11 protein-coding genes are annotated in these 11,804 nt (G+C 69.5%); all 11 read left to right on the plus strand.

The window, feature by feature from the left end:
* Positions 1 to 517 (plus strand): MoxR family ATPase (locus tag VD972_RS43345; RefSeq protein ID WP_324995629.1); only part of this gene is annotated, 517 nt, incomplete at its 5' end.
* 21 nt (positions 518 to 538) lie between these two features.
* Positions 539 to 1,420, plus strand: a complete 882-nt coding sequence (locus VD972_RS43350; RefSeq protein WP_324995631.1) for a DUF58 domain-containing protein — start codon at positions 539 to 541, stop codon at positions 1,418 to 1,420.
* Complete coding sequence (locus VD972_RS43355) at positions 1,417 to 2,454, plus strand: BatD family protein (RefSeq protein WP_324995632.1); 1,038 nt, start codon at positions 1,417 to 1,419, stop codon at positions 2,452 to 2,454. Before VD972_RS43350 ends, VD972_RS43355 begins: the two co-directional genes overlap by 4 nt.
* Entirely contained in the window at positions 2,432 to 3,442 is a 1,011-nt protein-coding gene (locus VD972_RS43360; protein ID WP_324995636.1) for a VWA domain-containing protein, read from the plus strand. The genes VD972_RS43355 and VD972_RS43360 overlap by 23 nt, the downstream gene beginning before the upstream one ends.
* On the plus strand, positions 3,442 to 4,497 hold the full coding sequence (locus VD972_RS43365; protein WP_414654229.1) for a VWA domain-containing protein: 1,056 nt from the start codon (positions 3,442 to 3,444) through the stop codon (positions 4,495 to 4,497). Before VD972_RS43360 ends, VD972_RS43365 begins: the two co-directional genes overlap by 1 nt.
* Before the next feature lie 14 nt (positions 4,498 to 4,511).
* Positions 4,512 to 5,426 carry a tetratricopeptide repeat protein gene (locus tag VD972_RS43370; RefSeq protein WP_324995642.1) on the plus strand — a complete coding sequence of 305 codons (915 nt, stop codon included), beginning with the start codon at positions 4,512 to 4,514 and terminating at the stop codon, positions 5,424 to 5,426.
* On the plus strand, positions 5,410 to 7,263 hold the full coding sequence (locus VD972_RS43375; RefSeq protein WP_324995638.1) for a BatD family protein: 1,854 nt from the start codon (positions 5,410 to 5,412) through the stop codon (positions 7,261 to 7,263). The genes VD972_RS43370 and VD972_RS43375 overlap by 17 nt, the downstream gene beginning before the upstream one ends.
* 14 nt (positions 7,264 to 7,277) lie before the next feature.
* The gene (locus VD972_RS43380; protein ID WP_324995643.1) at positions 7,278 to 8,009 is read left to right on the plus strand and encodes an SH3 domain-containing protein; all 732 of its coding nucleotides are present in this window, start codon (positions 7,278 to 7,280) and stop codon (positions 8,007 to 8,009) included.
* A complete protein-coding gene (locus VD972_RS43385; RefSeq protein WP_324995639.1) occupies positions 8,006 to 8,698 on the plus strand; it encodes an ABC transporter ATP-binding protein in 693 nt (230 codons plus the stop codon). The genes VD972_RS43380 and VD972_RS43385 overlap by 4 nt, the downstream gene beginning before the upstream one ends.
* A gap of 75 nt (positions 8,699 to 8,773) precedes the next feature.
* Positions 8,774 to 9,145, plus strand: a complete 372-nt coding sequence (locus VD972_RS43390; protein WP_324995640.1) for a hypothetical protein — start codon at positions 8,774 to 8,776, stop codon at positions 9,143 to 9,145.
* Between the two features lie 62 nt (positions 9,146 to 9,207).
* Positions 9,208 to 11,775 carry an ABC transporter permease gene (locus VD972_RS43395; RefSeq protein WP_324995641.1) on the plus strand — a complete coding sequence of 856 codons (2,568 nt, stop codon included), beginning with the start codon at positions 9,208 to 9,210 and terminating at the stop codon, positions 11,773 to 11,775.
* Positions 11,776 to 11,804 lie beyond the last annotated feature (29 nt).

Genomic DNA, 11,804 nt, shown 5'->3' on the forward strand with positions numbered 1-11,804 from the left:
GAACCCCATCGAGCAGGAGGGCACCTACCCGCTCCCCGAGGCCCAGGTCGACCGCTTCATGCTCAAGGTCAAGGTCGGCTACCCCACGCGCGACGAGGAGAAGATCATCATGGACCGCATGTCCGGCGGCTCCGCTCCTCGCGCCACCAAGGTCATCACCCTGGAGCACATCACCCGTGCCCGCGAGCTCGTCCACGCCATCTACATGGATGAGAAGGTGAAGGAGTACATCCTCAACGTCGTGTTCGCCACGCGCGAGCCCAACAAGTACGGCCTCAAGGATCTGGCCGACTACATCCAGTTCGGCGCCAGCCCGCGCGCCACCATCGCCCTGGCCCAGGCCGCTCGCGCCCACGCCTTCCTGCGCCACCGCGGCTTCGTCACCCCCGAGGACGTGAAGGCCGTGGCCTATGACGTGCTGCGCCACCGCGTCAGCGTCACCTATGAGGCCGAGGCCGAGGAGCTGACCCCGGAGAAGATCATCCAGCGCGTCTTCGATCGCGTCGAAGTGCCGTAAGCCCACGCCCCCGAGCGCCCCGTGCTCCCGAAGGACCTCATCCGCCGCATCCGCAAGCTGGAGATCCGGACCCGCAAGGTGGTCTCGGACATGCTCTCGGGTCAGTACCACTCGGTCTTCAAGGGCCGCGGCATGGCCTTCTCCGAGGTCCGTCAGTACCAGCCCGGCGATGAGATCCGCGTCATCGACTGGAACGTCACCGCGCGCATGAACGAGGCCTACGTCAAGGTCTTCACCGAGGAGCGCGAGCTCACGGTCATGCTGCTGGTGGACGTGTCCGCCTCCAAGGAGTTCGGCTCAGGCGAGCGCAGCAAGGCGGAGATCGCCGCCGAGGTCGCCGCGCAGATCGCCTTCAGCGCCATCTCGAATAATGATCGCGTGGGGCTCATCCTCTTCTCGGACCGGGTGGAGAAGGTGGTGCCGCCGCGCAAGGGCCGCACCCACGTGCTGCGCCTCATCAGCGACATCCTCACCTTCCAGCCCCAGGGCCGTGGCACGGATCTGGGCTCGGGCCTCACGTACCTGCGCCAGGTGGCCAAGCGGAAGGCCGTCACCTTCCTCATCTCGGACTTCCTCGCCCGCGACTACGAGAAGCCGCTCCGGCTGGTGGGCCGCAAGCACGACCTGGTGCCCGTCGTCATCGCCGACCCGCTGGAGGTGCAGTTCCCCAAGCTGGGCCTGGTGGAGATGGAGGACTCCGAGACGGGCGAGCGCTTCGTCGTCGACACGAGTGACCCGCGCATCCGCGGCCGCTTCGCCCGTGCCATGCAGGCCCAGCGCCAGGAGCGCCTGCGCCTGTTCAAGAAGCTGGAGCTGGATCACGTGGAGCTGCGCGCCGACGATGACCACGGCAAGGCGCTCGCACAGTTCTTCCGCGCCCGAGCCCGGAGGATGGCGGCATGAAGCGGCTGCTCCTCCTCACGCTCCTGCTCGGGCTGTCCGCCTGCCGCTCCCAGCAGCAGGAGACAGCCGAGGCCCAGACCCTCCAGGCCCAGGTGCTGGACGGTGGAGTGGTCGCGGAGGGGGCTGCCCCGCAGGTGGAGGACTGGAGCGTGAAGGGCCGCGTCGTCCCGACGCAGACGCGCATCGGCGATCCCTTCCTCTACGAGCTCACCTTCACGCACGCGAAGGACCAGCGCTTCGAGCTGGTGCAACCCAAGGAGCTGGAGCAGTTCGAGGTGCTGGAGCAGTCCCGCCAGCGCCAGGACGGGCAGGGCGGCTCCGTCACCACCTTCACCCTGAAGATGTCCGCCTTCGAGCTGGGCATGCTGACGCTCCCGCAGCTCACCTTCGACCTGACCGCGCCGAGCGTGAGCCAGAGCGTCGCCGTGCCCGGCATGCAGGTGGAGGTGCTCCCTGTTCTGCCCAAGGACGCGGACGAGCAGGGCGCGAGCCTCTTCGACTTCCAGCCCCCCGCCGAGGTCCCCATCCGCTCCTGGCGGCTGCTGTACATCCTCGCGGGCGTGCTCGCGGCCGGCCTGCTCGCGTGGGGCCTCGTGAAGTGGCTGCGCCGCCCGCGTCCCCAGGTGGTGGCCGTCAAGCCGCTCGCGCCGCTGGATGTGCGCACCCGGAAGGCGCTGGATGCGCTCAAGCGAGAGGAGCTGCCCGCCAAGGGCCACGTGAAGGACTTCTACTTCCGCCTCTCCGAGATCCTCCGTGGCTACCTCGGCGAGCGCTACGGCTTCGAGGCCCTGGAGTGCACCACCCCTGAGCTGATCGCCTCGCTGCGCAAGCTGCGCACGCCGGGGCTCCCCGAGGAGCCGCTCATGCGCTTCATCTCCGAGTCGGACATGGTGAAGTACGCCAAGGCCGAGGCCAGCCCGGAGTCCTGCGCCCAGTCGCTCGCCTTCGGCTACGAGCTGGTCGAGAAGACCTACGTCCCGCCCGCGCCTGTCCCTGCCCAACCCCCGCCCCATGCCCCTGGACCTCGCGTTTAATAGCCCCCAGGCGCTCTGGGGGCTCCTGCTGGTGCCCGTGCTCCTGGCCCAGGCCTGGCGCGAGCGCCGTCGCCGCGCGGTGCTGCGCTTCTCCGCCGCGCACGTCTTCGCCCGCCAGGGCCGGGGGCTGCGCACGTACATGCTCCCGCTGCTGCCGCTGCTACGCGCTGCCGCGGTGGCCGCAGCCATCGTCGCCATCGCCCGGCCCCAGACGCGGGACTCGCGCGTGAGAGACCTGAACGTGGAGGGCATCGACGTCGTCGTGGCGTTGGATCTCTCCACCTCCATGGAGGCCGGCGACTTCCGCCCGCAGAACCGCCTCCACGTGGCCAAGGAGGTGCTCTCCGAGTTCATCTCCAACCGCGTCAACGATCGCATCGGCCTGGTGGTGTTCGCCGGTGCCGCCTACACCCAGGCTCCGCTCACGCTGGACTACGGCGTGCTCCGCGAGGTCCTCAAGCAGCTGCGCACCCGGGTGCTGGAGGACGGCACGGCCATTGGCGACGCGCTGGCCACCTCGCTCAACCGCCTGAGGGACTCGGAGGCCAAGAGCCGCGTGGTGGTGCTCATCACCGACGGCGACAACAACGCGGGGAAGATTGCCCCGCTGGACTCCGCCGCCATGGCCAAGACGCTGAAGATCCCCATCTACACCATCCTGGTGGGCAAGGGCGGCAAGGTGCCGTTTCCCCAGGGGCAGGACCTCTTCGGCAACACCGTGTGGCGGGACACGGAGATCCCCATCAACCCCGAGCTGCTCCAGGACATCGCGGCGACCACCGGCGGCGAGTACTACCGTGCCACCGATCCCGAGGGACTCAAGCAGGGCCTCCAGAAGGTGCTGGACTCGCTCGAGCGCTCGAAGCTGATGGAGGGCGGGGCCTCGGCCACCTACCGCGAGGACTACCACCCGTTCCTGCTGCTCGCGTTCGGCCTCGCCGCGCTGGAGCTGCTCCTGCGCGCCACGCTCCTGCGGGTGTTCCCATGATTCCGAGCGTGGGCCCGTGGCGCTTCAGCTTCCTCGGCTATCCCCTGGGCCTGGCCCAGCCGCTCTTCTTGGGCCTGTGTGTGGTGGGGCTGGTGCTGGGCTTGCTGGCGCTGGTGCTGGCGCTCCGCCGGGTCTCCCGGGTGCGCTCGCTGCTGAACGAGCGGCTCGCACCGAAGCTCGCGCCCGGCGTCTCCGAGTGGCGTCCGGCAGTGCAGGGCGGCCTCTATGGGTTGGGGCTGATGCTCTTCGGCTTCGCGCTCGCCCAGCCCCAGTGCGGCAGCAAGAGCGAGCTTTTGAAGCGCAAGGGCATTGACGTGGTGGTGGTGCTGGATGCCTCCAAGTCCATGCTCGCCCGGGACGTCCAACCCAGCCGCCTGGAGCGGGCGAAGCTGGAGCTGGCCACGCTGCTGGACGAGCTGAAGGGTGACCGCGTCGGGCTCATCGTCTTCGCGGGGGATGCCTTCATCCAGTCGCCGCTCACCTCGGACTACTCCGCGGTGAAGCTGTTCCTGAAGGCGGTGGACCCGGACCAGATGCCCCAGGGCGGCAGCAACATCGGCGCGGCGCTGAAGCTCTCCAAGCAGGTGCTGGACAACGCGGATCGCGGCGCCAAGGAGCGCGTCATCGTCCTGCTGTCGGACGGAGAGGATCTCTTCGGCGAGGTGAGCGAGGCCATGGACGCGCTCAAGGACGGCAACGTCCAGGTGCTGGCGCTCGGCGTCGGCTCGGAGAGCGGCGAGCCCATCCCCATCTACAACCGGCGCGGCGAGTTCGTGGACTACAAGAAGGACACCAACGGGGAGACCGTCATCACCCGGTTGGACCGTGCGGGGCTGACGACCATCGCGGAGGCCACCGGCGGAGCCTTCTTCTTCCAGCCTCGCGGCGTGGCCATGGGGCAGGTGGTGGAGCGCATCGACAAGATGCAGAAGAGCGAGCTCGAGAGCCGCGTGACGATGCGCTACGACGAGCGCTTCCAGGACTACGCGGTGGCAGGGCTGGTGCTGCTCGTGGCGGGGATGATGCTGCTGCCCTCGCGCAGGAGGGCCTCGTGAGCCGGGGCCTGGGCATGCGCGTGCTGGCGTGGGTGCTCGTCGCGGGGCTGGCCTCCCCGGCGTGGGCGGCGGGTCCGCTGGAGGTGGACCACCCGCTCGTGGCCAAGGGGCGCGCGGCGTACGACGCACAGAAGTACGAGGACGCGCTCGCGGCCTTCGAGGAGGCGAAGAAGGAGCGGCCGGATGATCCGGCGGTGGAGTACAACCGCGGCGTCGCGCTGGCTCAGCTCGGGCGGGTGGCGGAGGCCAGGTCGGCCTTCCAGCGCGTCACCGAGTCCAACCGGCCGGAGCTCCAGGAGAAGGCCTGGTACAACCTGGGCAACGTCCACGCGACGACGGGCGAGCGCAAGGAGGCGCTGCAGGCGTACCGGCGCGCCCTCAAGCTGGATCCGAACGACGAGCTGGCCCGTCACAACTACGAGGTGGTGCTGCGCAACCTGCCTCCGCCGCAGCAGGGTGGAGCGGACGGCGGTGTGGACGGCGGCAGTGATGGGGGCTCAGACGGCGGCCGGCCGGATGCGGGGACGGATGGAGGCCAGAAGGCGGATGGAGGCCGCCCGGTGGACGGGGGGATGGATGGAGGCTTCGATGGCGGCCAGCCGGGGGATGGGGGCGCGGATGGCGGGCGAGACGGCGGCGGGGATGGTGGGCAGCAGGGACAGGGCCAAGGGGATGGCGGCTCGGATGGTGGCGCCGACGGCGGTTCAGGTGAAGGTGAGGGCGAGAACAGTGACGGCGGCGCGGACGGCGGCAGTGAGACCGACGAGCGGACGGAGTATGAGGTGGATGCGGGGTTCAGCCCGGAGGACATCGACCGGCAGGAGGCGGAGCGCCTGCTGGATGCGATGAAGCAGAACGAGAAGAACCTCCAGCTGTGGCGTTTCCAGCAGAAGAAGAAGCAGAGGAAGCCCAATGAGAAGGACTGGTAGCGGCTGGGCGGCGCTGCTCGCCGGGATCGCCCTGCTGGCCTCAGCGCCAGCGTGGGCGGACGTCGAGTTCTACCAAAAGGTGGATCGGAACGAGGTCGGCACCGAGGACTCCTTCCGCCTCTCCGTGGTGGTGGTGGATGCGCCCCCGTCCGCCCAGGTACAGCTCCCCTCGCCGAAGGACTTCGAGGTCCTCTCCAGCGCGCGTGGCAGTCAGCGCTCCATCCAGCTCTCCGGCGGCGGCCCTGCCGTCATCCAGGACGTCACCACGCACACCCTCATCCTCCGGGCCACGCGGACGGGCAAGCTCCTCATCCCACCCGCGGTGCTCACCACCGCGGGCCGCACCTACCGGACGGAGCCAATCGAGATGACGGTGAAGCCGGGCCGGCTGGGGCCTGCTCCGGGGCAGGCCACGCGTCCGTCGCTCCCGGATCCGTTCCGGAACTTCCCCTCGTCGGATCGCTCGGAGGACATGGGGGAGGAGGATGACCCCGTCATCCCTCGCGGGGACACGGATCTGTTCCTGCGGGCGAGCCTGGATCGGGACGAGGTCTACGTGGGCGAGCAGACGACGCTGTCGCTCTTCATCTACTCGCGGGTGGATCTGTCCAGCGTGGATGCCGTCACCATGCCCAAGCTGGAGGGCTTCTGGAGCGAGGACGTGGAGAGCCCCACGCAGCTCTCGGGCGAGCAGCGCATCGTCAACGGCGTGCCCTATCGCGCGTACCTGCTGCGCCGCCGGGCCTTGTTCCCGGTGAAGGCCGGCACGCTCACCATCACCCCAGCGGAGGCGGACATCACCACCGGCTTCCTCTTCGCCGGCCACCGGGTGCACCGTGTGTCCAACGGGCTCAAGGTGAAGGTGAAGCCGCTGCCCCCGGGGGCGCCGCCGGGTATCGCCAACGCCAACGTGGGCAGCTGGCAGCTCTCCATGGATGTGACCCCCACGCGCGTGGAGCTGGGCCAGCCCATCACCGTGAAGGTGATCCTCGAGGGCACGGGCAACGTGAAGAACATCACACCGCCGAAGCTGACGGCGCCCGCGTCGCTCAAGGTCTACGATCCGACGACGACGGACAAGCTCACCCCCAACAAGAACAAGATCCAGGGCCGGCGGATGATGGAGTACCTGGTCATGCCGCAGCGCACGGGCACCTTCACCTTGCCGGCGCTGGAGTTCCCATACTTCGATCCGCGCCGCCGCGAGTACGACGTGACGCGCACGGACCCCGTCACCGTCACCGTGGAGGCGGGGGAGGGGGGAGTCACTTCGACGGGCCCGCTGGCCGCGCCCACGCACGACGCCGCCAACGAGCAGAAGAACGTGCTCAGCGCGAGCGGCCTGCGCCCGCTGCGCTACCAGGCCCGCTTCATGGCGCCCGCTCGGGAGCTGTGGGAGCAGGCCTTCTTCCTGCCCGCGGTGCTGGGGCCGGTGGGGCTGCTGTTCGGGGTGCTGCTGCTGGGCCAGGCGCGCGAGCGGTTCTTCACGCAGACCGAGGCGGGCCGCAACAAGCAGCAGGCCCGGGCCGCGCGCAAGCGGCTGGCCGCGGCGGAGAAGCTGGTGGGCGAGGGCAGCACCAGCGCCTTCTATGCCGAGGTGGAGAAGGCGCTGACAGGCTTCCTGGAGGCCCGGCTTCACACGCCTGTCGTCGGGCTCACCCGCGAGGTGCTGGGCGAGAAGATGGCGGCCGCGGGGGTGGCACCCGAGCGGCGCTCGAGGGCGCTCTTCGTGCTGGAGGCCTGTGACATGGGCCGCTTCGGCGGAGGCGCGGAGCTGTCCGAGCGCAACCGCGTCCTCGACGAGGCCGAGGCGGTGATGGAGGGCTGGGAGAAGTGAGCGCCATCACCGCCATGCTCGTCGCCACGCTGCTCGGCCAGGGCTACTACACGCCCGAGGAGGCGCAGGATCTCTTCTCCAAGGCCAACGAGGCGTACACCCGCGAGGACTTCGCCACCGCCCGGGACGGCTACGAGAAGCTGCTCGCCCACGGCCAGGGCGGCCCGGACGTGCTCTACAACCTGGGCACCACGTACCTGGCGCAGGGAGAGCTGGGCCGGGCCGTGCTCTCGCTGGAGCGGGCCTGGGAGCTGGGAGGCCGTGCCCCGGATCTGGAGGCCAACCTCGCGCTCGCCCGTGCGCAGCAGAAGGACAAGGTGGAGGGTGCGGTGGTGGAGGAGGACTTCGTGACGCGCCTGGTGAAGGCCACGCCGGGTGGCATGGTCGCCGGGGTGTTCCTGGGCTCATGGGTGGCAGGCTTCGGGCTGCTGCTGCTCTTCCGGTTCCTGAAGCCCGGCCGCCGCTCCTGGGCGGCGGTGCTGGCGGCGCTGGCCCTCCTCGTGGCGCTGCCCTCTGGCGCGCTGCTGGCGGCGCACGTGTGGGTGGCTCGCACCGTGCACGAGGCGGTGGTGCTCTCCAAGACGCTGGTGGCGCGCGAGTTCCCCAAGGGGGACGCCAAGGCGCTCTTCGAGGTGCACGAGGGGCTCAAGATCCGGCTGCTGGAGGAGGCGGGGCGCTACGTGCGCATCCGGCTCCCCAACGGGCTGGAGGGGTGGACGGAGCGCGAGGGCGTGGCGGAGATATGATCGAGGTCCACGAGGCCACGAAGGTGTACCGCCGAGGCCGCACGGAGGTTCGCGCCCTGGCGGGCGTGTCGCTGACGGTGCCTCGGGGGCAGTTCCTCTCGGTGATGGGGCCCTCGGGCTCGGGGAAGAGCACCCTGCTCAACCTGCTGGGCGCACTGGATGTGCCCACGGGGGGGAGCATCCGCATTGGCGGGCAGGAGCTGGCGCAGATGGATGACGCAGCGCTCTCGGCCTTCCGGCGGGAGCGGCTGGGCTTCGTCTTCCAGTTCTTCAACCTGATGCCCACCCTCACGGCGGTGGAGAACGTGATGCTGCCAGGGCTGCTGGCGGGCCGGCCGCGTGCCGGGCTGCTCTCCCGGGCCGAGGCACTGCTGGAGACGGTGGGCCTGCGCGGCCGCTCCGAGCACCGGCCGGACGAGCTGTCGGGAGGGGAGATGCAGCGCGTCGCGGTGGCGCGGGCCCTGCTGACGGAGCCGGCCTTGCTCCTGGCGGACGAGCCCACGGGCAACCTGGACTCAAGGACAGGGTCAGAGGTGCTCCGGCTGCTCAGGGAGGCCTCCCAAGAGCGCCAGCTGACGGTGGTGATGGTCACCCATGACCCACTGGCTGCGGGGGTGGGAGATCGGATCGTCCGACTGGCGGATGGCATCATCGTTGGTGATGAGCCAGTGAGCAGGCAGGCAGCTTGACAGGAGCCCCAAGCAGGTAGACTGAATGGAGGAAGTCGGGGGGCCTGCCATCCTCATGCCTGGGGGTCACCGCACGTGGTCGTCGATATTCATGCCGATGTGGGCAAGAACCGGATCTTCATTCGCATTGAAGGTCAGGTCGACAACGCACAGGCGCAGAGCGTCGCTGACGCCATCATCAAGGAGATGGACCGGCTGCGGCCGGGATTCGACGTGGTCTCGGATCTGTCGAACGCAGAGGCCCTGGGGCCTGAGAGCCTGGCCCAGTTCAAGCGCATCGTGGAGGCGCAGCGCGCGCGGAAGTTCGGCCGTGCGGTGCGCATCGTAGGCCGGGTTCCGCATACAGCGCTCCAGCTCGCTCGCACCAGCAAGGAGGCCCAGCACGAGCCGCACCTGGCCTTCTCCCGTGAGGAGGCGGAGCGGTGGCTGGACGGTGAGCTCCCCTGAGTGCGCTCCGCTGACGTGGGCCGCGAGGCGTGAGCTCGGGCGACCGGATAAGCTGACGCCGCGTGTTCCTTCCTCTGCTCAGGCTCATCTCGCTGCGGCACCTCTTTCAGGCGCCGCTGCGCACCGCGTTGACCCTGGTGGGGGTGGCCGTGGGCGTGGCGACGATGGTGGGGGTGACGGCGATCAACCGCTCGGTGATGGAGGCGTTCCGCTCCACGGTGGACACCATCGCGGGGAAGGCGGACCTCACCGTGGCGGGCGCGCAGGTGGGGTTCCCCGAGGAGGTGCTCCAGCAAGTCCGAGCGGTGCCAGGCGTCCTGCACGCGTCGGGAGGCCTCTCCGTCATCGCGCCGGTGCAGGGCTCACCGGGCGAGTCCCTCTACGTCATGGGCGTGGATCTGCTGGATGACGGGCACTTCCGCACCTACGAGGGCGTGGATCGGGATCTGGGTGGGCTGACGGAGGATCTGGAGTTCCTCAACTCGACGGATCGGATGCTGGTCTCCGAGCGCTTCGCTCGCGAGCACGGGCTGAAGGTGGGAGACACCTTCGGGCTGGCGACCTCCAGTGGGGCTCAGGACTTCATCGTCCACGCGCTCGTCCGCGAGTCCGGACCGATCAAGGCGTTCGGTGGCTCGGTGGCGGTGATGGACGTGGCGTCCGCGCAGGCGGCGTTCGGGCGGGAGCGGGTGCTGGATCGGATCGATGTGGCGGTAGACCCGAAGCTGGGCCTGGAGGCGGTGCGGGAGCACCTGCGGAAGGCCCTGGGGCCGGCCTTCGAGGTGGAGCGCCCGTCGCGGCGGGGCAGCTCGGTGGAGACCATGGTCCGCAGCTTCCAGATGGGGCTCAACCTGGGCTCGGGGGTGGCGCTGCTGGTGGGGGTGTTCCTCGTCTACAACACGATCTCCATCAGCGTGGTGCAGCGGCGCCGGGAGATCGGCACGCTGCGCGCGCTGGGGGCCTCACGCCTGCGCATCCGGACCCTGTTCACCCTGGAGGCCGTGGTGCTGGGAATCCTGGGGACGGCACTTGGCCTTCCGCTGGGCACGCTGGTGGGGCGGGGTGCTATTGGCGTCGTCTCCCAGTCCATCTCCAGCATCTATGTGAAGGTGAACGCGCGCGACGTGACGGTGACGGCGCTGGAGCTGGGGCTGGGAATCGCGCTCGGGGTGCTCGGCAGTGCGTTCGCGGCGCTGTGGCCGGCGCTGCACGCCTCGAGAGTCCAGCCCGTGGAGGCACTGCGCCGGGACGCGGCGGCGGGCATGCAGGTGGGAGGGGTGCGATCCTGGACTGTGTGGGCGGGGTTGGCCTGCCTCGCGGGGGTGTATCCGCTGGCGCTCCTGCCGCCTCCGGTGGAGAACCTGGCGCTGGGCGGGTACCTGGCCATCTTCTTTGTCCTCATGGGGACCACGCTGCTGGCGCCGACGGTGCTCCGAGCGCTGTGGCACGTCTACCGGGGGCCGGGCGAGTGGCTGCTGGGCGTGAGCGGGCGGCTCGCGGCGGATAACTTCGCCCGCGCCCCCGTGCGGACGTCCGTGCCTGTGTCGGCGCTCGCCATCGGCGTGGCGATGGCGGTGTGCATCGCGGGGTTCGTGGGCTCCTTCCAGAGCTCCTCTCAGCGGTGGATTGGCCAGGCGGTACCGGCGGACCTCTTCATCACCTCGGCGGCGAGGATGGCGGGCGTGCAGAACCAGCCCATGAGGCCGGAGCTGGGCGAGGCCATCGAGAAGCTGCCGGGCGTGGACCTCGTGGACCGAGTCCGGATCCTGCCCCATGACTTGCTGGGCCTGCGCGTCTTCGTCATCTCGATCGTCCCGGAGATCTACGAGCGGCGGGCGAAGCCCTTCTTCCTCGAGGGGCGCATGCTCACCCAGGAAGAGTGGCGTGCGGGGCGTGTCATCATCTCCGAGAACCTCTCCCGCCGCCGCGACCTGCATCTGGGGAGCACGTTCGAGATGTCCACCCCCACGGGCGTGCGCTCCTACACCGTGGGCGCGGTGGCGGTGGACTACACGTCGGATCAGGGCACCGTGGTGATGGCGCGGGACGTGTACATGGCGCAGTTCCAGGACGATCAGGTGGATGTCTTCGAGGCGTACCTGAAGGACGTGGGGAAGCTGGAGGAGGTGCGCCGCGCCATCACCGAGGCCTACGGCCGCCAGTATGACCTGTACGTGCTGTCCAACAGCGAGCTGCGCCAAGAGGCCACCGCGCTCGTGGATGACGCGTTCAGGGTCACCTATGCCATGGAGGCCGTGGCGGTGCTGCTGGCGCTGCTCGGGGTCATCAACACGCTGCTGGCGGCGGTGCTGGATCGCACGCGGGAGATCGGCCTGCTGCGCGCAGTCGGCGCGTCGCGGACGCACGTGGTGCGCCTCTTCGTGGGTGAGGCTGCCTTCATGGGCCTGTCAGGAGGACTCATCGGCGTCCTGGCCGGCACGGTGATGGGGCTCCTCGTGACGTTGATGGTGAGCGAGCAATCCCTCGGGTGGAGCTTTCCGTATCTCTTCCCCACGGGAGTCGCACTGCAGATGTCGCTAGCGGCCACATTGTGTGCTGCGGTCGCAGGTCTGTACCCAGCGCGGAGAGCGGCTTCACTGGACGTCGTCGAGGCGCTCGCCTACGAGTAGGCCGCTCCATCTGTCATAGTGAGGGGAAG

Origin of the sequence: Hyalangium sp. (genome assembly GCF_035629615.1) — a bacterium.
In the GTDB taxonomy this organism is placed as follows: domain Bacteria; phylum Myxococcota; class Myxococcia; order Myxococcales; family Myxococcaceae; genus Hyalangium.